Below are 20,648 nucleotides of genomic sequence, written 5' to 3'. Positions count from 1 at the left end.
TTTATCGCTTATTTCACTTGACTGAACGCTGCCAATAAATTTTCCATGATAGCTTCCATTGGCTGTCCTTCTATATCATGTCGTGGAATGAAATGTACGACCTCTGTGCCCTTTAAAAGAGCCATTGATGGTGAAGAAGGTTCTATTCCATCGAAGTATTCCCGCATTTTAGCAGTGGCTTCCTTATCTTGGCCGGCAAATACAGTTACCAAATGATCTGGCTTATTGTCTGCTTGCAGTACGGCTTGAGTAGCAGCTGGACGGGCTAACCCTGCAGCACAGCCGCAAACGGAATTCACGACCACAAGTGTCGTACCTTCTACCGATTCCATAAAGCTTTCAACCGCTTCAGCGGATTCCAACTCATCAAAACCTGCTTGCACCAGTTCCGCACGCATTGGTTTCACCATTTGTTTCATATATTCATCATATGCCATTGACATAAAAAAACCCCCTTGGTTACATTTCTTCAATTAGAATAATCATACTATATCGTTAAGTGAATATGCAAAAATGACGCTTAAAGCTTTGTAAAATTCATTGTTCCTCACAAAGAAACATGGTTGACAGAATCCACTTTCATTCTGCCACCATGTTTTAGTCTTCCTTTTAACTTAAACTTTCATCACTCCGCCTGAGCTGGCATTCGTTACAAGTTTGGAATAACGTGCTAAATAGCCCGTTCTGACTTTTGACTCGAAGCCTTTCCAATTCGCTTTGCGTTTTTCGAATTCTTCATCGGAAATTTCCAATTCGATTTTGCGATTATTCAAATCCAATTCGATGATATCACCATCTTCAACAAAGGCAATCGGGCCTCCCTCAGCTGCTTCAGGGGATATATGACCAATGCTGATGCCTCGAGATGCGCCTGAAAAGCGGCCATCAGTGATCAACCCGACTTTCGCTCCAAGTCCCCTCCCGACGATTTGGGAAGTTGGTGCCAACATTTCCGGCATACCCGGGCCACCTTTAGGCCCTTCGTAACGAATGACCACTACATCCCCTTCTTTAACCTTTCCGGTAATGATCCCGGAAAGTGCATCTTCCTGGGAATCGAAACAAATGGCAGGACCTCTATGGTAGCCACCAACTGATGCGTCAACGGCGCCCACTTTTACGATTGAACCTTGAGGAGCAAGGTTACCGAACAATACAGCAAGCCCGCCACGCTCAGAATGCGGATTATCCAATGGATGGATTACATCCTTGTCCAATATTTCACAACCAGCTACATTTTCGCGGAGCGTTTTACCTGAGACAGAAAGGCAATCTCCATTGAAGGCACCTGGTTTTTTGAGTAACTCATTAATGACGGCACTTACCCCACCGGCATTATGTACATCTTCAATATGATAATCGGATGCCGGTGCGATTTTCGCTAGATGCGGTACGCGGTTAGCTATTTCATTTATGCGTTCCATCGGATATTCAAAACCTGCTTCATGTGCCAATGCAAGTGTATGAAGAACGGTATTGGTCGAACCGCCCATCGCCATATCCAATGCAAATGCGTTATCAATTGCTTCAATCGTAACGATATCACGAGGCTTGATATCCTGTTTGATTATCTCCATCAACTGTTTAGCGGATTTCTTAACGAATTCCTTACGTTCTTCGGCTACCGCCAAAATCGTTCCATTTCCCGGAAGCGCAAGTCCCAATCCTTCAGCCAGGCAGTTCATGGAGTTTGCTGTGAACATTCCTGAACAAGAACCGCAAGTAGGGCATGCAACTTGCTCGATTTCCTGCAAATCCTCTTCATTGATATTACCTGCTTGATAAGCACCCACCCCTTCAAAAACGGATGTTAACGAAAGAGATTTACCATTTTTATCCTTACCTGCTTTCATGGGTCCGCCGCTTACGAATATTGTAGGAATATTGACACGAAGTGCTCCCATCATCATTCCCGGCGTTATCTTGTCACAGTTTGGAATGCAGACCATACCGTCAAACCAATGTGCCGATACAACAGTTTCCACGGAATCTGCGATGATTTCACGGCTTGGTAAGGAATAGCGCATACCAATATGACCCATCGCAATTCCATCGTCTACCCCGATCGTATTAAATTCGAAAGGAACACCGCCCGCTTCGCGAATCGCTTCCTTCACTATTTTTCCGAATTCCTGAAGGTGGACATGACCTGGAACGATATCGATGTATGAATTACAAACCGCGATGAACGGTTTACCGAAATCTTCTTCTTTAACCCCTGCTGCCCGCAGCAGACTTCTATGTGGAGCTCGATCGACCCCTTTTGTAATCATGTCGCTTCTCATATTTGATGTAGACATTTGTTGTACCCCCAATTTCCACTAAATGTTTAATGATTCAATATAATATAATTTTTAGTATACTCTAAAAATTCTAACATATTTACATACAAATGCAACCATTCAACACTAAAAATCTACAAAAATCATTTTACTAAAATAATAGAGATCAAATTTATATCTTAGAAACTAATGTTTTGGGATTCGACCTGAGGGGAACTTATGTCAAACGACTGGATATAACCCGCAAAAATAAAAAGGCATGCGGATGATTTAATCCGCATGCCTTTTGCCTGGGTTATTCCAAATCACTTGTCATTCGCTTGTCTTGATTCTGTCATTTGCTTCCAAACCGAACCTTTTGCTTCTTCCCCATTTTCTATACGGTCAATGGCCATCTTGACCTGAAGGGCCACTTCGAATTCAGGATCCTGTTCGGCTTGCTTCAGATAAGGGAGGGTCGTTTCATTTCCCACTTCGTATAAAAACATCGCCGCCCTCCATCTAACCAATTTATTTTTATCCGAAAGTGATTGAGACATTTCTCCCATCGCTTCTTCAAAGCCAAGATCTGATAAACAATCACCAGCCGTTCGTCTTACGGCCGCACTTTTATCTTTCAATGCTTTATACAAGCTCGGGAGTACTTTTCTATCCTCAATCATACCCAAGTATACGACCGCGAGCCTTCGAATGGAGACCTTACTGTCGGAGAGTGCCATGTCCAATACGGGTATATCATCAACCGTTGGATCTTCCATTTGTTCTAAAGCCTGATAACGCTTTTCCCAGCTTTCGTCATTCAGCATTTCTGCAGTCAGTTTAATTTTTGGTCGTTTCAGAAATGCTTCCTTCGTATCCACCATTTCATTTGCAGCGGCTACTAGCCGATTAATTCGTTCTTCCGGATAAGCTGCAATCAGCTCGTCCGATACTTCCTTCACGATATCTTCCATATCACCATATCTTACGCCATAATCCTTCCATTTTCGAAGCAGGACTACATTGTCATCTTCTTTTTGGGCAGCTGCAATGCCCTTTATGAAATAATCCGGTAAGGCAAAACGTTTTTCGTGTAAGCTATCACTAGCTTTAATTTGCATCGGAATGCCCTTGAATTGTTGAATGGCAACAGTTACTTCTCCGTAATGTTCATTTAATGTTGTTTGTTGATTTTGTTCTTCGGTTTTTTCCCCGAAAACCTGACGGATTTGGACCAAGATATCTTTCCAATCATATTTCGCATTCCGCTCAACGGCTAAGAAGTCCGCAACATGATATACCCCTTTCACTCCCTCGATCGTAAATAAATCTTTGATCAGCTGGGGTGCCTGATCAGCTTGATCTTTCTTATAATTATTGCTTTTACCAGCTAATAGCTCTTCAGTTAAGTTGATTTTCATTGTATTCGGACTTGGTGTAGGTTCTATCGACTTAATTTTCAATGCATTTCTCTCCTTTTACAAGACGTTTCATGTACTAGATATTATCACATCGGCAACAGATTCTCATGCAATTGAGATTGGCAAAAAAAAGACCGATCCAAGTTTGCTCCCTTGGACCAGTCTCCACGCTCATTCCTCTTCCAATTTTTCCGCTAAATATGTCCATCTTTCCATCAAATGCTCTAATTTATCCGTTAGTTCCTTTTCTTCTTCAAGCAGAAGGCGGACTTTTTCAAAATCGCTTCCCGCCGCTGACATTTCTGATGTTATGTCTTTCAGGCGCAGCTCGGCCCGTTCCATGTTCCCTTCGATTCCTTCCCATTCCTTACTTTCCGCATAGGTCAGTTTTTTCTTTTTCTTTTCGGTCCGGTTCATCTGAGGTTCCGGTGCTTTTACCGGCACGGTCTCTTCCGTCTTTTCTTCCAAGAACTCTGAATAATTGCCGTAATAGAAATCAATTTCACCTTTATTCTTGAAAACAAGAAGCTGATGGCACGTCTTATCCAGGAAATACCTATCATGTGATACGGTAATGACTACACCTGAAAACGTTTCTAAATAATCCTCCAGAACGGTCAAGGTTTGCGTGTCCAAATCATTCGTCGGTTCATCCAAAAGCAGGACATTAGGTGCCGACATCAATATGTTAAGGAGATATAAACGCCTTTTCTCCCCTCCTGACAGCTTGCGGATTGGCGTTCCATGCGATCCCATTGGAAACAAGAACCTTTCAAGCATCTGCGCAGCCGATATGAAACTGCCATCTTTAAGGGCGATGGAATCCGCCGTTTCACGAATATACTCTATCATGCGCAAATTCTCATCCATATCGACGCTTTCTTGCGTATAGTAGCCTATTTTCACGGTTTGCCCTTTTTCCAGGTTACCTTCATCAATGGATTCCCGTCCGGCCAGGATATTTAACAAGGTTGACTTTCCACTGCCATTATTTCCGACGATCCCAATGCGATCACCCGGTTTGAAAAGGAAGGAGAAATGGTTGATGATGGTTCGATCACCGAAGGATTTAGAAACATCCTGCATCTCAAGCACCTTTTTCCCAAGACGGGCACCGCTTAATTCCATTTCCAGGTTCTCGGTTTTCTGCTTATCCTTTACACCTGATTCCAATGTTTCGAAGCGTTGGATCCTGGCCTTTTGTTTCGTTGTACGGGCCTTGGCTCCTTTACGGATCCAGGCCAGTTCTTTTTTGAATAGACTTTCCTTTTTCGTTCTTTCAGCTGACTCGTTCTCTTCACGAATGGCCTTTGATTCTAAATAATCCGCATAGTTTCCTTTGTATTCGAAAAGCTGCGTTTGGGCAATTTCCCAAATCTTATTGGACACACGATCAAGGAAATATCGATCATGGGTTACAAATAAAACGGACTTTTGATATTTCCCCAAATATTCTTCAAGCCAAGTGATGCTTTCGAAATCAAGATGGTTGGTAGGCTCATCCAAAATCAGTAAATCAGGGGTCTCAATCAAGGTTTTTGCCAGGGCCGCACGTTTTTTTTGACCACCTGACAGTTCCCCCAATTTCCTTGAGTGATCAGGAAGACCAAGCTTGGTCAGAATCGTTCTGGCATTGGCACTTGTATCCCAGGCGCCAAGCGTGTCCATATCCTGCTGCTGTTTTAACAAACGGTCCTGTACTGCGCCATTCTGCGGATCTACCTGGAGTTGAACGAGCGTCTTTTCATATTCTTTAATCAACGAAAATACAGGAGTTGAACTTTCATACATATATTCCATGATCGTCAATTTCTCATCAAAATGAGGGTCTTGGGATAGATAGGAAATCGTGTAATCATTCGGGTGATCCTTCGTTCCTAAATCACTGTCTTCCAACCCTGCGATAATATTCAATAATGTCGATTTACCGGTGCCGTTTATTCCAACGATCCCGATTTTCTCCCCTTCGGTAATGGAAAAAGAGACATCTTTAAAAAGCAGCTTTTCCCCTTGGGTCTTCATTACATGTTCCATGCTAAAAACTTTCATAATCGTACATCCCATTCCTTATTAAATTCCTCTAAAAATCCAATCATATATTCATGCCTTTCACTTGCAATCTTCTTGGCTGTACAAGTATTGAGCATATCTTGTAAACGCAATAACTTTTCATGAAAGTGATGAATGGAAGAGCTTTTGCCATTCCTGTATTCCTTCTTGGTCATGTTTTCCCTTATGGGCAATGAAGGATCATACATAAGTTGTCCCTTTTTTCCGCCAAATGCAAATGTCCTGGCTATGCCAATGGCACCAATTGCATCCAAGCGGTCCGCATCCTGAACAATTTCAGCCTCGATCGAGGGAAGCTTCAACTGCCCTGCACTATATGAAATTGTATTGATGATCTGTTTGATGGCATCCACACTATCATTATCCAACTTTATTTCATCAAACCAAGCATCAAGCTTTTTCCAGCCTCCATCGGCTTCCTGGTTTAATTTATCATCCGGGATATCATGAAGTAGGGCCGCCAATTCAATGATGAACTCATTTCCTTTTCGTTCTTCTTTTGCAATATGTAAAGCCAGCTTACGTACACGATCGATATGGAACCAATCATGGCCGCTGGCATCAGAATTCAATTGGTCATATACATACTTCTCCGTTAATTCAATCATCGTTTGTTTCATTTCACCACTCCATGTCCTATCTATTTTACCATGGTTCTCAATAATGGTGTGCTTTAATCTTCATTGAACCAACTGATTCCAATCGTCTGTTCACCGGTATGCACCCCGATGGCACTGCCCAGTGGGGATACATAGGTCAACACATGAGGAAATTCTTCGGATATCATCTTTTTCCATCTTTGTGCCTGCTCCGACACTGCACCATATAATATGGTGCATTCTTTTACTTTTCCCGCTTCGACTGATCTGCGAAAATCAGTGAAGATCTGTTTTTCCGCTTTTTTAAGGTTCCGGGGTTTAGATTTAGTATGAAGCACACCGTTTTCGATTGAAATGATGGGTTTAAAGCTCAACAGGCTTCCTAGAATATACTGTGCGTTTGTTAGTCTGCCGCTGCGGTGCAGCTGATCTAAAGAACCTATTAATACATAGGTTTCATGGTTATCCGCATACATTCTCGTTTTGACGAAAGCCTCATTGATTGTATCGCCATTATCAATATGATGCATGAGCCGTTTCAAGATTAATAGCATCGGAAAGGAAATAAGTAAAGTATCAAAAACGTCAACGGGGATTGTAACCAATTGTGCAGCTTGCCTGCTCGCGGAAACGGTGCCGCTCAATTCACTTGAAAGGTGTACGGCTATGATTCGATCATAGCTTTTTTCAAGCTCCTTATATAACTCCTGGAATCTTCCGACCGACGGCTGTGACGTAGTGGCGGTGATTTTATCCTCACTCATCCGCCGGTATAATTCCTCAGGTAATAGGTCGACGCCATCTTCATATTCCTTCCCATCGATGATGACGACCATCGGAACGACGTATACATGTTCATTCAATGATAATTCTTCGTCTAAAGTTCCCGTACTGTCTGTTACCCATGCAATTCGTTCCATGTTTTCCCCCCTCATTTGTGTATTCCATTATATTCAACATCCCAACCATCTGTCCCCTTTTAAAAACGGATGCTGCATTAAATTTCTTATCTCAAAAAAAGAGCCCAACTGAAGCTTCCGTTGGACTCGATATCATTCCTCATAATAATTTTTTTATATCCTCTTCCATTTCCAGAGGTTTTGTTTTAGGCGCATACCGGCTGACGATATTTCCATCTCTGTCAATCAAGAACTTTGTAAAATTCCATTTTATCGATTTGGACCCCATCACTCCGGGAGCATTTTCAGTCAGGTAGCTGAATAAGGGATGGGCTTCCTTTCCATTAACATTCACTTTTGCAAACATCGGGAATGTTACACCATGATTCAATTTGCAGTATGAATCGATTTCCAGATCATCACCAGGCTCCTGATTCAAAAACTGATTACACGGAAAACCAAGTACGACAACCCCATCCTCTTTATATTGCACATACAGGCTTTGCAAATCATCATACTGTGGCGAAAAACCGCATTTGCTTGCGGTATTCACTATGATCATCACTTTCCCTCTATATTCCTCAAGCGAGATGGTTTCGCCATTAATTTTATTGACTTCAAAATCGTAAATGGACATATATGATCTCTCCCTTTAGTATGATGATTCATTTTACCGTATTTAAAGGTACGTTTACCAACTTTTATCCTTTGCCTATCATCCTGGAATCTTCACTGCTTGGATGGATTGAATCAAATACTCTACCATGTCTTCCAAATCATCCATTTGCTCTTCTTTTACAAGCCTTCCAAATGATACTTTATATATAGATGAAGTAACTGGTTGCATTTTTTTACTGACCGTATCGCTGGTCGTCACTGTAATGATTCTTTGATCTCCCCAAATTTTTTCCAGGTCGTTCAACAATTGTTCAGCATTCACTTCATCAAGCTTTTTGGGAAAAGAAATGAAAATATTGACCGTGCAGCCCGTATGCGTATCATCAATATCGGCATCGAGCAACTCCGAACTTAGGTTCTTGAGTGAAGCGTGTAACTCGATGGCACCTCTAATCGAAATAGGCGCCATTATTTTTTTCAATTCCATCTCAATCTTATATGATCTGGACATGGTTGAGAGATTCACTATATCATCACGGTTTATGACCAATATATCTCCAATGAAGTCACGATCGTAAACCGCTCCTTCCAATACCACTTTCATGTTCTCAAATGCTGTAGGATCAAACAATCTCCAAACACCTCTCCAACTTATAAGTTTATGTATTCATGATCTTCCCATTTTACCATTCCCGGGCCATTTCCTTCGGGATTTACAAGAAATTATTAAAATAGCTTTTCTATTCAATAATTTTCTATATAATTAAAATATTATGATTTTTGAAGAAGGAGGCTAATCATGCCAATCAGAATTCCGGAACAACTGCCAGCAAGGGAAATTTTAGAACAGGAAAATATCTTCGTTATGGATGAGGAAAGAGCTACCAATCAGGAAATCCGTCCATTGAATATATTAATTTTAAACCTAATGCCAGAGAAAGAAAAAACGGAGGCCCAGTTACTGCGCTTTCTTGGCAATACTCCCATTCAAGTAAATATATCATTCCTGCGCTTGAGCACACATGAATCAAAAAACACAAGTAAATTTCATTTAGATCAATTTTACAAATCATTTAATGAAATTCGCACGAAGAAATATGACGGCTTGATCATTACAGGCGCTCCAGTAGAAAAGCTGGAATTTTCAGACGTCAATTATTGGGAAGAACTGCAGAATATCATGAACTGGTCAAGCGAAAATGTCACATCCACCCTACATATCTGTTGGGGGGCACAAGCTGCCCTGTACCATCATTATGGAATAGGCAAATACGAACTTCCAGAGAAATGCTTCGGCATATACACCCATGAGGTCCTTGAACCGAATGAAAATCTAGTCCGCGGATTCGATGATTATTTTATGGCCCCTCATTCACGCTATACGGATATTGACTATCAAAGATTAGTTAATCATCCTGATTTGAAGGTTCTCGCACAGTCCGATCAAGCTGGTGTATTGATTGCAGCTTCGGTTGACGGAAAAAGAATTATGGTTACCGGCCATTTCGAGTATGATGCCGATACCCTAGGTGAAGAATACAGACGCGATAGGGAGCGTGGGATCAATACGCAGCTCCCTGAAAATTACTTTCCTGATAACGATCCGACCAAGGTACCTCTTCACCGCTGGAAGAGCCATTGCAGCTTGATGTTCTCGAATTGGCTGAACTATTATGTCTACCAATCTACCCCTTATGAGTGGGATTGAAAGAGTAAGAAAAAAGAAGCTTTCACTCTTAAGTGAATCGTTTTCTTGAAAAGCCACTTCGGATTATCATGGGAAACAACCTGAGTTTCTGACTCAGGTTGTTTGTTTCATGATTCTTTATTACCGAAGTACACCTCTTCAAAGGGTTGGACGACCACAAATCCTTGACCTTCGAATTTCATTTGAACGGATTCGCCGCTTCCCCTTCCAAAAAACGACTTCAATGAGACATCCGTTACGAATTCAGGCTGCAATTCCCCTGACCATGCTACTGTGGCATTCGGGTCCTTATAGACCGGATTCCCAGGTTCCACCATTAAAGTAAGCGGCTCATAATGAGAAGTGAATGCGACCATGCCTCTCCCCTCGAGCCTTACGTTGAACAATCCCCCGGCCAATAACCCGGCAATGCGCCGCATCATTTTTATATCCCATGAAATCCCCGGCTCAAATGCAAGTAAGTCATTTCCGTTAACACAGATCGATTCACCATTTAACTGTAAAATAGAAATCTTCTTCCCTTGATCCGCGACGTATAACTTGCCGCTTCCGGTCGCTTTCATCAATGATGCACCCTCACCAGTTAAGGCCTTTTTAAAGAGTTTACCAAGACCATGCTCCAAGATGCCTTCCCGCTCGAATTTAATATGGCCTCGATAAGAAACCATCGTCCCCATTTTTGCCCAGATCTGCTTTTCCAAATTAATCTCCAGGATTCGTTCCGTTTCAAGTTCGAATAATCCTTGCCCTTTATCCTGCTGCTTCGTCTTTTCAACGAATTGATCGATTCGATACTTCTCCATCACTGCCCCACCTCTTTTTGCAGGAGGAACAGCCACATGAACGATACAGCTTGCTTTAATTCCTTTGAAAAATGTCCCAGCTTTGTATAGTCCACCCCTCTCTTTGCAACGCCGGTATCAGCTACTGCCTTCCATCCCGTTTCTAAAGCCATTTTTTCAAATTCCCAAGGCTGCATTGTATTCATGATGACTTTATCTCCTAATAACCGTTGAAAACTGAATTTTTTTCGTGGTTCAGCTGTTGGACCAAGTATTCCAAAACAGGCATAACCTCCAGGCTTTAATACCCGTTGGATTTCCTTCATCACCGTTAATGGTTCACCGGTATATTCCAAAGAATTAATGACCATTGCCGCATCCATTTCTTCATCTTTAAATGGAAGATTATAAAAATCTCCTTGCAGGAAAGAAAGTCCTGTTTGTTGAGCGGTTTTTCCCTTTGCATATTCAATCATCACATTAGATAAATCAACTCCGGTTACTTCATAGCCCGCTTCGGCCAATTTTAAGGAACCAACTCCATCTCCACAGCCTATGTCAGCCACCTTCACTCCCGAAGGTACAAATTCAGAAAAGAACGGAATAATGTTTTTCCGGCTCCCCGTTTCCCACATTTCTTGCGAATTCTTCACCCACATAGGTGCAAAAACATCCCATTCCTTTTTCGACTCTTCATGCCATGTATGTAAATTCATCTCAAATTCATCCTCCCATTTAACCTCTAACTAAATAAGTTCCTGAAAAATATTTTGCCGAATCAAAATACCGGAGCTTCCCTATAGCTATTCTGCTCTTAATTCAAAAATCCTCTTTTAAAACCTCGCCCCTTAGTGATTTTCAAATACATAAAAAAAAACTGCCAGCGGCAGCTTATTTTGAATTTTCTTCATTTCTTTTTTGTATCTTTCGTAAATCCTCGACACGGTCAGGAGATTCTTCAAAGAATTCAACCAGGTCTCCAATCCTATCGATGGCATTCCAACTAAGGTGGTGTTCAATCCCCTCTACATCATGATAAATATTTTCTTCCTTGACCCCAATCAACCTTAACATCTGTTCTAAAAGTTCATGACGGTATACGAGCCTTTTACCAACTTTTTTCCCATTTGCAGTTAAAACGAGACCCCGGTACTTTTCATATATCAAATATTTTTCCTGATCCAGTTTTTGAACCATTTTTGTAACAGAAGATGGGTGGACGGAAAGATTTTCGGCAATATCGGAAACTCTTGCATATCCTTTTTCTTCAATAAGTAAATAAATTTGTTCTATGTAATCCTCCATGCTTGGTGTAGGCATTCGGAATCCTCCCATTCAAACGCATATCTAAAAATTTTACTATATAAACGGCCCTGAAACAAGAAGATATAAGTCTCAGGGCGCCTTTAATGATGTTTCTTCTCAAGTTTGCTTGACGTTTTGTTCTGTTGGGAATGTAAAACTGATCTTCTTTTCAGAATCGGACCACGATAAAATGGCATCAAAGGTCTTTTCCCCTTTTTTAAAACCGCTTATCAAATCCGTTTCACCGCTCGCCAACAGCTTTTTTATATTTGCTTGACTGATTTTCTTATTAAGGATTTTTTTGGAAATAGTGAAGTTACATTTTGTTTTCTGATAACTTATACATCCATAGAATTCCCCTTTATCGACAATCTTAGAACCGCATAGTTTACAGCTGCCCACAGATGCCGAGCTTCTTTTTTTAGGGCCGCCCCGTTGAATCGACTCGGTGTCCAGTCCTTGGAAATCCCAGCTTTCCGATGATTCCACGGCATCACTGATGATTTTTGCTGACATCTTTTTAACAGCTTCCATAAAGCCGCCAGCTGAAGCCTTTCCTTCACCGATTTCCCTCAAACGCTGTTCCCATTTGGCTGTCATTTCAGGTGAAGCCAGGATCTTCTCCCCGATGGCAGTAATCAGCACTTTCCCTTTATCTGTCGCAAAAACCTGATTTTTTTTGACATTGATGTATTTACGGTCTTTGAGCATGGTAATGATGCCAGCCCGAGTTGCTTCGGTTCCGAGACCCTCGGTTTTCATCAGCACTTTTTCTAACTCTTCATTATCCAGATGCTTTCCGGCTGTTTTCATCAAAGTGATCAGCTGACCTTCTGTATAGCGCTTAGGAGGCTGGGTTTTTCCTTCTTTCACCTTTATATTGGCGACCTTTCCAGTATCTCCTTTGGTAACGGACGGCAAAATGATATCATCATCATCCTTGTCATTTTGGAAAATCACTTTGCGCCATCCCTCTTGAATCTGCTGCTTGCCTTTAGAAACGAATTCGGCACGCTTATCGACAAGCGTTTTAATGGTGGTGTAATCGAAAATGGCTTTCTCATAATGAGCCGCAATCAACCGGCGTACCACCAAGTCATATATATTCCGTTCTTCGGAGGAAAGCCGCTTCGGGTCTGTTACCTGCTCCGTCGGGATAATTGCATAGTGATCAGTCACTTTTTTTTCATTTACAAACCGTTTATTATTCATGATGTTCGGTTGTGGCAAAGGAAACAGGGATTCATATTCTGAAAATCCGCTTAGTTTTTGCAAAATATCAGGAAATGTTTCGGCTTCCCCCTCCGTCACATAATTGGAGTCTGAACGTGGATAAGAAACGATCCCTTTTTGATATAAACTTTGTACTATATCAAGCGTCTGCTTCGGTGAATATTTATAAATCTTGTTTACTGTCGCTTGCAATGACGATAGATTAAATAACAAAGGCGGCTGAAATTCTTTCCTTTCAGTATCCATTTCAGCTATTTCAGCTTCCTTACCCTTGCAAAAGGCGGCAATTTTATCAGCCATCTCTTTTGTCTTTATTCTCGGATCATTGTTCTGCTGCCATTTTCCCTGATATTTCTTTCCATCCATCTTGAAGTCAGCGAACACTTCCCAGAACGGTTCAGACTTGAATTGCTCAATTTCCATTTCCCGCTTCACTATCAAAGCAAGAGTCGGTGTCTGAACCCTTCCAGCTGAAAACACATCCGAAACGCCCCTTTGTTTCAATAAAATACTATACGCTCTCGAAGCATTCATTCCCACAACCCAGTCCGCACAAGCTCTCGTGTACGCTTCATAATAGAGCGGCCTGGTTTTTTCCTCGCTCTTCAAATTTTGGAATCCCTCATAAATCGCTTTTGGGGTCAAAGAGGAAATCCATAAACGTTTCATCGGTTTATTGACATTGCATAGATTAACGATATTGCGTACAATCAATTCTCCTTCACGCCCGGCATCACCTGCATGAATGATTTCATCGACTTCCGGTTTCCTAAGCAAAGTCTTCACAACATTGAATTGCTTTGCCTTTTGTCGGGTCACTTCATATTGAAATTTCTCAGGAATCATAGGCAACGTTTCCATCGACCATTTTTTCCATTTTGAATGATAGGTTTCCGGTGAAACAAGTTGACATAAATGCCCGACGGCCCAAGTTACATAAGCTCCATCGGGAAAAAGTTCAGTCGGCATGATTTCTATATAGCCTTGCTGTTTCTTCGTTTTAAATTGAGCTGCTAGCGTTGAACCTTGATCTGGTTTCTCCGCAAGGATTAATGGGACTCCCATTTTTGAGTCAACCTCCTTTATTATACAGTATTAAAGGTATAAGTCTTGTTCGACTTTTTTATTAAGTCAAAAAAAAAGAAAACCAATTCAAACTCAATAATCATAATCATCCTTATTGGCCATTTCTTCCTCTTTAGGTTGAAACTTTACAACATTGTCTTTTTTATTATTTGTCGTAAGATTACCTATCTCTATACGTTTACCAAAATCCTCGATATAAGCAGATGGATTTCCAAAAGTTTCAGTTAAAGCATAATTCACTATGTCTGACCTAGTTTTACCACTATTCATTACATTAACTAACTCTTTTTCAGATCCTATAACAGTGTAGAATAATCCATCTAATAAAGCTTGTTGTTTGCTATTATTTTGTTCTAATATTTGCATTCGTGCATCTTTCTTTTCAAGCTGTTCTGAAAAGCTTTGGATATTACTTTGAAGTTTATTAATTTTATTTACTAGTCTGTCTAATAAATCGTTATAGGGAAGAAGATATTTGATTAAAGAATCTTTATTTCCATAGTGTTTTTCAACCACATCAAGAATATCAAATACATCTAGTTCTTCAGTTTCTGACAGGTGAATAGTTCTTTTCTTGACTAAATTATACTCGTCTACTAAATGTTTTCCTTTTGTTTTCCACCATGTATACCCCGGATAGAAATCTATTTTATCATTATTAAATTCTAATTTAACAAATTCATAGATATCTTTGTATGTAATTTTTGAATTGATGTTATGGTTCTCATCATATTCAACAATTAATTTCCTCAATTCTCTTTCTTTACCTATATCATTTAAAATACCTTTAATACCATTTTTATTCATGGTCCAAAACCCCTAACATAGACTTTAATTTTGCTATTCGTTTAACGGATAATTGAATTTCCTTTGATGTTGAGGATAAATCTTTTTTCACACTAAGATTTACGTTTTCAGAGTTGTCGAATTGAGACATAAATAGAGACTGAATGAACTTAATTTTCACTCTTGTTTCGTCATAAAGTAAATTTAAGTCGTGAGCTATCAGATTTCTTTTTTCCTCTAATTCTGGAATAAAAATGGACCAATGCTTACAAAAGTAACAACCTCTGTGTTTCCAATTGAAACTGGGGCATGGCATGGACATATCCATACAGTATCCTAAATCTAATTTTATATATTCCTCCTGATTCTTTTCATCCATACTTCCGTTTATATAATTTTTTTTACTTTGTACTTCAAAAAATCCTTGAATGTTTGGGTGGAAGAATGAAATTTCATTTTCACTAAATGTAGAGTTTATCGGTCTAAATTTACTAATCTCTTTTTCTATTTTGAGTATTTCGATATCCATCCAATTTTCCATATGATTAAAGTAGCTATATTGAGTATCCTCTGTAAAATGTCCTGCTAAACGTTGAATCTCAACTTTGTCATACCCCTGCATCATCATATTAATAATAGCTATATGTCGCAGATCGCCAGGGTTAATCATTGAATCCACACTTCCAGTAGCTTCATCTTTTATAAAAGTATCTTCTATAGAATAAAATGCTCTATAAGACTTGTTAATAGAATTAATATTGATTTTATTTTTTCTATACAAAATTTCTTTGTAAAACATTGCAAGAGAATAATGTAAATCTTTATAGTTAAATATAGTATCTTCTCTATATGGTTTTTTAAAAACCTGGTGATAAACTTTGTATGAAATTAGATGATCCGATTTTCCATAGTCTTCTGAAAGCTTTTTATAATTTAGAAAAAGATTATACAACTCTTGTGGAATGGGCAATGTGTCGTACTTAACTACAGTTCTATTGTCTCCTACACGGTCATATTTCATTCTCGGAAAAGTTATAAAATAGTTTTCTCCCTTTTTAGAAAAACAATTTCTTTTGATGTAACAAAATTCAATTATCCTCATGGGAATAATTGAAGTAAGATTCCACCATAATAATAGTGGATAATATTTAAGTAATTCTTTTCCTCCGACTTCCTTCTCTTCTTCAAACCAGTTATCTAAATAATTTTTTACTGTTAGGAAATCTTTAAACGAAGGTAATTTCCTATACTGCCTCTCCAACTTTATTTTACTTTTATATTCACTCAATTCATTTATAAGTGAAGCAGATTCCTCTCGATTATAAAATTCTAAAAAATCGACTAGATCTTTTATAAACCCATGCATTACATGATTAGTTACTTTATGAATAACATATTCAGAATTGATTTTTTTACGAAAAAGATTTTTTTCTTCTATCATTTTCAATAATTCACTATTATTATTAAGACCTTTAGTGGAAATAAAAGCTGAAACTATATTTACAAGCTTTCGCTGTGTAACCCGAATTGAGTTCTCATTTAGTTGTTTTGCTATCCAACATTTAACTGCAATAAATAAATTTTCTTTATTATCACTTTTACTAAACCTTAACGAATAGAAAATTTTTTTATAATTGAACACCACATTACTACGATTAAATTCTTCATTAAAAACCCATTCATCATCTTCAAAATTCACACAAATTTTTTTAACCCTGTTATCATTATAGGCTTCTAATAACTTCTTTGCTTCTTCTACGTTCTTATTGGCATCAAATCCTGCACTTCCTATATCCCCTGGATTAATATTACTTAAATCAAGAGTTAACGATCCCACATTCCTCTTTCTCCCCACATATATCATCCCCTTAATACTCCTAGCGTTCTATATTCCTTTAAATTCATTGTTGATAATTCATGACCTAGAGCCTTTATTCGCTCTGTTCCCCCTCTTACAAAACCATCTACTGCTTCTCTTCCGAAATTTCTTCTTGCTTGATCTACAATGTTATGCAGAAGAAAGAATTGATTTGCAAGTTTATGTTTTTCTCCGAGAGTCGCACTCTCAAACCCTTTTAAAATTTTTTCCATCATGGAAACATAATTATCCATTATATTTTCTATGGCATAAACATTAATCATTGAAGCAGCACATGAATCACACGATGGTCCTTCGCCGTATTCATTCTCATACTTACATTCAGAATAGATACACTGGTAATACCTCTGTTTTGAAGGAAGAGACCCCGTCGTGGATTGGTAAAATAGATTTCGAAGTCCTTCTAAGTCAAAACCTGCGAGATATTTTAATACATGATCTCTTTCTGTTGCTATTCTGTTGATTAAACCTGCGGTAGCTTCAATTTTAAAAACATTACCGAACTGCTTATTGACCTCTAACATTCTTTCTGTTTCGATATGTTTATTTGTTTCTGTACCAAAAAGAATATTTGTTAATGTCTGTGTTACAAATCCAAATTGATTCCTTTCAAATATTTCATCCACAAGATTTTTTACCTGCCCGTCAGAAAGCTTAATATAGTGAGTAATAGTTGTATGATCTTGTAAGTGACTTCGTGAGACTTGAGATTCTTTTAACCCATTCCCCATATGTCTAAGAACCGACCAGATTAGAGTACTAAGTGTTCTATTCAACTTCCTATTTTCAAATTTAAAGCCATCAATAAAATCAATAAAAAATTCTTTATGGGGATTATATTTAACCACTAAATGACCCGGTAAATCTATCAATGTTGAACTGCTATCCAAAGTAGCTCTTCTGCAAAATTCACATATGCTTATTGCAGTTGCAAAAGCAATTTTAATTGGTTCACTAATTGTAAAAATTCCTTCTGCACTCACATCTGTTTTGTTTATTTTCGTTACATATCTACCAATCTGATATATAATACTATTCGCATCTTCTATAGAAGGATCATTTTTCTTTAACCACTCCAAGCTTTCAATTGAAGTGGTAGATAAATCAATCCTTGGAATTTGAGATAATATCGTACTGTGTCTCCAATTATTTGTTAATTGAACTAAGATATATAACCAACAACAGTCATAACGTTTATATTTTGTATAATCCATTGTTTGAATAAGATTAGTAACATCTTGAATCGCTTTTTCTTTATGGAATGTTACACGATTGGTATGATAATATAACTCATGGTATTCCTCCAAAGAATAAATATCTGTAGCTACTTCCTTAATCCTTTTAAAATTTTTCGGATCACATAATTCATCAATGGTATACGGTGATGGGAGTCCTTCTATCGAAAAGGTTTCCAGCATTTGTTTTAGGAAGGTATAAAAATCCCTCTGATAACTTCTTCTAATATTGGTACTATCGTTTAGAAACCTTTTATTAATTTCACTTCCTGAATATGAATATATTTCTTTATTGAAAATGTTAAATATTAACTCCGTACATCTTGCAAATTGGTTTGTCTGAAATATAATCCTAGACTTATCAGACATTCTGGTATTAATAAGAAATTTCTCAACATACTGGTACCATAATAATTTTGTGTTCTTTTGTTCCGTAGTGAATTTTATATTTAGCACTTGTTCAACCTTATAAATGAAATCATCAAAAGGCTCTTCAAGTGACATAGAGTTCATGTCCCTATAAAGCTTATAGTCTTCCCACAAATGATCAATTTCATCTTTTTTATACAGTTTCATCTGAACACCAAAGTATGAAATCAACAGCAGTGGGGGGTCAACCTTTGTTATTTTTCTTCGGACTTTATCTTCTGATCCTTTAATATAATGAGCAAAAGAGTCACTATATTTCTCTTGAATTTGCTTCGCTGAGTAATAATTTCTCTTATACTTTTTAATAAGTCTTTCTTGTTCAATATGTAATTCGTGTATATGCTCTTTATCAAAAAGCTTTCTATCTCCATATTGATCTGAGACTACTAACAATTTTTCATTAATTAATCTTTGGGTAGTCGCAGAACTACAATTTAATTTCTTCATAACTTCTTCAAAGGATAAATAGCCATTACTATTTTTGTATTTTTCAAAGGTATATGTTCTCCAACCCCATCGCCCTTTACCTGCTACTTGTATTATTTCATTTAGTTTTTTTGAAGTTTCTTGCGATACAAAGATATCTATATTACCACCGAGAATTATTTCAATTGGGTTTAGGTTGTTATAATATTTATAAATTGAGTTGTGGCTAACAAATTTTTTTAATTTATTAATGAGAGATTTCTTCGATATATAGTTGCTAAAAAAATGATCAATATCTTCTTTTAAATACAATTCTTTAACAAATTGATCATATTTTTCATCATAATATTTTTCCTCTAAATTAATCATTGTTATTTTACATTCAGTTGGTAACTCCAGAATGGATTTTTTTAATTTGCTAATAAAATATTGATTATTTGAGTCTTTATTGAAATTCTCTTCAGCTATCCGATATATCGTCATATAGTCTTTGAAATCAAGTTCTAAGCCCTGCTCCATATTCTTGTACTTCCTTCCACATTCTATGATTAGTTGGCATGTTTAAATCAGCTACGTTTGCTGATTGATCTGGAGAAAGTAAACTTAAAGCCTTTCGAATGTTATAAGTAGCAGTTATGATGTCAAAATAGGATTCCATAGATTGAGTAGACCTATCACCCCGTAAGACTGCCGTCTGTTTTTCATTAAATCCAACGTCCAAACACATATTAGTAAATACTCCTCTACCAATATGTGAACGCCACTTCGTTTGTGAAAAGTCTAAATAATCCTGATATCTACCTTGTGTTCCTAGTAACATTCCTAAGTAAGTATTCTTTAATTTTAAAAATCTCTTATCATATGTATCTGCTGACATAGGATTTCCTTCCTTATCATAAAACAATGCATTGGGATACTTAGGCTTTTTTATCTTTTTAAGTACCACTTCCAAATGATGTTTATATAGATAATTTAAAATTGGATCAATAAGACAGGATTGGTCTCTTGGGCTTTTGACTTGCATTGTTGAAACATCTACAAACCTATTAAATAAATCATTTTGACGATCCCTTACGAGTACAACTAATCCTTCCACTCCGTATTTTTGCCCATTTTGTGGCTTTAAAGCAGTTCTAGTCAAGTTTACTACTTCTCCTTTACGCAACCCTCCAAAAATTTGCAAAGCCACTCCAAATGCAATATCAGGCGTTTCATGCTTTGCAACGTATAGTATTTCACGAATATATTGCAAACGAATAAAAGTTCTATTTTCGTTGGAGTCGTGATTTTGAGGGACTATATCTTTTCTTTTTATTCTTTCACGCAGAAGAGTTTCATCTGTCTTCTTATAAGTGAAATCAATTTTATATACTTTTCTAACTTCTGTTCCCTTTCTGACCGAGACTAACTTAAATTTTGGTTTATGCTTTAGTACTTTTTCATCCCATAAATAATTATAAAATTTAGATAAATAATTCTCTTTCATTTCTAAAGTCTTATTTTTATTTGATTTCTCATCTACACAATATTGTAAAAATGCATTTGCATGACTCTCTCGTAGATTTTCCAATCCTTTGATTTCTGTATATTCACTCAATTTAAGATTCACTTTATCCAAGACAAAGTTTAAAAATGGTACAATAATTTGTGCTACGTTTAGCTCATAATTGATGGAACCAGAGTTTCTATGGTATTTCTTATACAAAAAATGGCTAATGGGATGGGGGAATACTTCTTTAGTGGTCATGTTCTCTAGACCAATAATGATCGAGGGTGTGTTTACAATTTCCCCTCCTTGTTTCCTATAGTATCTTATCGCTTTCCATACATATCTATAGTTTCCAGTTTTCATTTAGTGTAACCTCCAAATCTCATACAAGAATTACTTTTCTTTTTTATAAACTTGTACGA

General features: G+C 37.9%; 17 protein-coding genes. 1 reads left to right on the top strand and 16 read right to left on the bottom strand.

The features are described from left to right. Positions 1-8 precede the first annotated feature (8 nt). The 8 genes from ACIQZD_RS17450 to ACIQZD_RS17415 form a co-directional block, all read right to left on the bottom strand. The gene (locus tag ACIQZD_RS17450) at positions 9-443 is read right to left on the bottom strand and encodes a BrxA/BrxB family bacilliredoxin (protein WP_402904910.1); all 435 of its coding nucleotides are present in this window, start codon (positions 441-443) and stop codon (positions 9-11) included. A gap of 171 nt (positions 444-614) precedes the next feature. Continuing rightward, positions 615-2,285 (bottom strand): dihydroxy-acid dehydratase, encoded by a 1,671-nt coding sequence (gene ilvD / locus ACIQZD_RS17445; RefSeq protein WP_402905603.1) that lies wholly within the window; start codon positions 2,283-2,285, stop codon positions 615-617. Between the two features lie 302 nt (positions 2,286-2,587). Beyond that, positions 2,588-3,724: a conserved virulence factor C family protein gene (locus ACIQZD_RS17440; protein WP_402904908.1), complete on the bottom strand. Its 1,137-nt coding sequence runs from the start codon at positions 3,722-3,724 to the stop codon at positions 2,588-2,590. Between the two features lie 129 nt (positions 3,725-3,853). Next, positions 3,854-5,731: an ABC-F family ATP-binding cassette domain-containing protein gene (locus tag ACIQZD_RS17435; RefSeq protein WP_402904907.1), complete on the bottom strand. Its 1,878-nt coding sequence runs from the start codon at positions 5,729-5,731 to the stop codon at positions 3,854-3,856. Continuing rightward, positions 5,728-6,372, bottom strand: coding sequence for an HD domain-containing protein (locus ACIQZD_RS17430; protein WP_402904905.1), 645 nt, complete (start codon positions 6,370-6,372; stop codon positions 5,728-5,730). Before ACIQZD_RS17430 ends, ACIQZD_RS17435 begins: the two co-directional genes overlap by 4 nt. A gap of 53 nt (positions 6,373-6,425) precedes the next feature. Continuing rightward, positions 6,426-7,271 carry a DegV family protein gene (locus tag ACIQZD_RS17425; RefSeq protein ID WP_402904903.1) on the bottom strand — a complete coding sequence of 282 codons (846 nt, stop codon included), beginning with the start codon at positions 7,269-7,271 and terminating at the stop codon, positions 6,426-6,428. A 139-nt stretch (positions 7,272-7,410) separates the two neighbouring features. After that, the gene (locus tag ACIQZD_RS17420) at positions 7,411-7,887 is read right to left on the bottom strand and encodes a glutathione peroxidase (protein WP_402904901.1); all 477 of its coding nucleotides are present in this window, start codon (positions 7,885-7,887) and stop codon (positions 7,411-7,413) included. A 78-nt stretch (positions 7,888-7,965) separates the two neighbouring features. Then, positions 7,966-8,499 carry a hypothetical protein gene (locus ACIQZD_RS17415; protein WP_402904899.1) on the bottom strand — a complete coding sequence of 178 codons (534 nt, stop codon included), beginning with the start codon at positions 8,497-8,499 and terminating at the stop codon, positions 7,966-7,968. 168 nt (positions 8,500-8,667) lie between these two features. Between ACIQZD_RS17415 and metA the strand changes: the two genes are divergently transcribed. Then, on the top strand, positions 8,668-9,576 hold the full coding sequence (metA, locus tag ACIQZD_RS17410) for a homoserine O-acetyltransferase MetA (protein WP_402904897.1): 909 nt from the start codon (positions 8,668-8,670) through the stop codon (positions 9,574-9,576). Between the two features lie 107 nt (positions 9,577-9,683). Here the strand turns inward: metA and ACIQZD_RS17405 are convergent, their stop codons facing one another. From ACIQZD_RS17405 to ACIQZD_RS17370, 8 genes are all read right to left on the bottom strand, one after another. Beyond that, positions 9,684-10,379: an AIM24 family protein gene (locus tag ACIQZD_RS17405; protein ID WP_402904895.1), complete on the bottom strand. Its 696-nt coding sequence runs from the start codon at positions 10,377-10,379 to the stop codon at positions 9,684-9,686. After that, positions 10,379-11,074, bottom strand: coding sequence for a class I SAM-dependent methyltransferase (locus ACIQZD_RS17400; RefSeq protein ID WP_402904893.1), 696 nt, complete (start codon positions 11,072-11,074; stop codon positions 10,379-10,381). Before ACIQZD_RS17400 ends, ACIQZD_RS17405 begins: the two co-directional genes overlap by 1 nt. 175 nt (positions 11,075-11,249) lie before the next feature. Further along, a complete protein-coding gene (gene mntR, locus ACIQZD_RS17395) occupies positions 11,250-11,678 on the bottom strand; it encodes a transcriptional regulator MntR (protein WP_063234342.1) in 429 nt (142 codons plus the stop codon). A gap of 102 nt (positions 11,679-11,780) precedes the next feature. Then, positions 11,781-13,961, bottom strand: a complete 2,181-nt coding sequence (locus ACIQZD_RS17390; protein WP_402904891.1) for a DNA topoisomerase III — start codon at positions 13,959-13,961, stop codon at positions 11,781-11,783. 93 nt (positions 13,962-14,054) lie between these two features. Next, positions 14,055-14,789 carry a hypothetical protein gene (locus ACIQZD_RS17385; RefSeq protein ID WP_402904890.1) on the bottom strand — a complete coding sequence of 245 codons (735 nt, stop codon included), beginning with the start codon at positions 14,787-14,789 and terminating at the stop codon, positions 14,055-14,057. Beyond that, complete coding sequence (locus ACIQZD_RS17380; RefSeq protein WP_402904888.1) at positions 14,782-16,605, bottom strand: hypothetical protein; 1,824 nt, start codon at positions 16,603-16,605, stop codon at positions 14,782-14,784. The genes ACIQZD_RS17385 and ACIQZD_RS17380 overlap by 8 nt, the downstream gene beginning before the upstream one ends. A gap of 23 nt (positions 16,606-16,628) precedes the next feature. Then, positions 16,629-19,256 carry a helix-turn-helix domain-containing protein gene (locus tag ACIQZD_RS17375; RefSeq protein WP_402904886.1) on the bottom strand — a complete coding sequence of 876 codons (2,628 nt, stop codon included), beginning with the start codon at positions 19,254-19,256 and terminating at the stop codon, positions 16,629-16,631. Next, positions 19,234-20,589, bottom strand: a complete 1,356-nt coding sequence (locus tag ACIQZD_RS17370; RefSeq protein WP_402904884.1) for a hypothetical protein — start codon at positions 20,587-20,589, stop codon at positions 19,234-19,236. The genes ACIQZD_RS17375 and ACIQZD_RS17370 overlap by 23 nt, the downstream gene beginning before the upstream one ends. Positions 20,590-20,648 lie beyond the last annotated feature (59 nt).

The organism is Peribacillus sp. NPDC096447, from assembly GCF_044762725.1.
In the GTDB taxonomy this organism is placed as follows: domain Bacteria; phylum Bacillota; class Bacilli; order Bacillales; family DSM-1321; genus Peribacillus.
This window is presented reverse-complemented; position numbering and strand designations above follow the sequence as displayed.

Excerpts from the sequence above, each read along its gene's own strand:
- ACIQZD_RS17450 (WP_402904910.1), bottom strand. The coding sequence starts at position 443 with ATGTCAATGGCATATGATGAATATATGAAACAAATGGTGAAACCAATG.
- ilvD (WP_402905603.1), bottom strand. The coding sequence starts at position 2,285 with ATGAGAAGCGACATGATTACAAAAGGGGTCGATCGAGCTCCACATAGA.
- ACIQZD_RS17435 (WP_402904907.1), bottom strand. The coding sequence starts at position 5,731 with ATGAAAGTTTTTAGCATGGAACATGTAATGAAGACCCAAGGGGAAAAG.
- ACIQZD_RS17430 (WP_402904905.1), bottom strand. The coding sequence starts at position 6,372 with ATGAAACAAACGATGATTGAATTAACGGAGAAGTATGTATATGACCAA.
- ACIQZD_RS17425 (WP_402904903.1), bottom strand. The coding sequence starts at position 7,271 with ATGGAACGAATTGCATGGGTAACAGACAGTACGGGAACTTTAGACGAA.
- ACIQZD_RS17420 (WP_402904901.1), bottom strand. The coding sequence starts at position 7,887 with ATGTCCATTTACGATTTTGAAGTCAATAAAATTAATGGCGAAACCATC.
- metA (WP_402904897.1), top strand. The coding sequence starts at position 8,668 with ATGCCAATCAGAATTCCGGAACAACTGCCAGCAAGGGAAATTTTAGAA.
- ACIQZD_RS17405 (WP_402904895.1), bottom strand. The coding sequence starts at position 10,379 with ATGGAGAAGTATCGAATCGATCAATTCGTTGAAAAGACGAAGCAGCAG.
- ACIQZD_RS17400 (WP_402904893.1), bottom strand. The coding sequence starts at position 11,074 with ATGAATTTACATACATGGCATGAAGAGTCGAAAAAGGAATGGGATGTT.
- mntR (WP_063234342.1), bottom strand. The coding sequence starts at position 11,678 with ATGCCTACACCAAGCATGGAGGATTACATAGAACAAATTTATTTACTT.
- ACIQZD_RS17390 (WP_402904891.1), bottom strand. The coding sequence starts at position 13,961 with ATGGGAGTCCCATTAATCCTTGCGGAGAAACCAGATCAAGGTTCAACG.
- ACIQZD_RS17385 (WP_402904890.1), bottom strand. The coding sequence starts at position 14,789 with ATGAATAAAAATGGTATTAAAGGTATTTTAAATGATATAGGTAAAGAA.
- ACIQZD_RS17375 (WP_402904886.1), bottom strand. The coding sequence starts at position 19,256 with ATGGAGCAGGGCTTAGAACTTGATTTCAAAGACTATATGACGATATAT.
- ACIQZD_RS17370 (WP_402904884.1), bottom strand. The coding sequence starts at position 20,589 with ATGAAAACTGGAAACTATAGATATGTATGGAAAGCGATAAGATACTAT.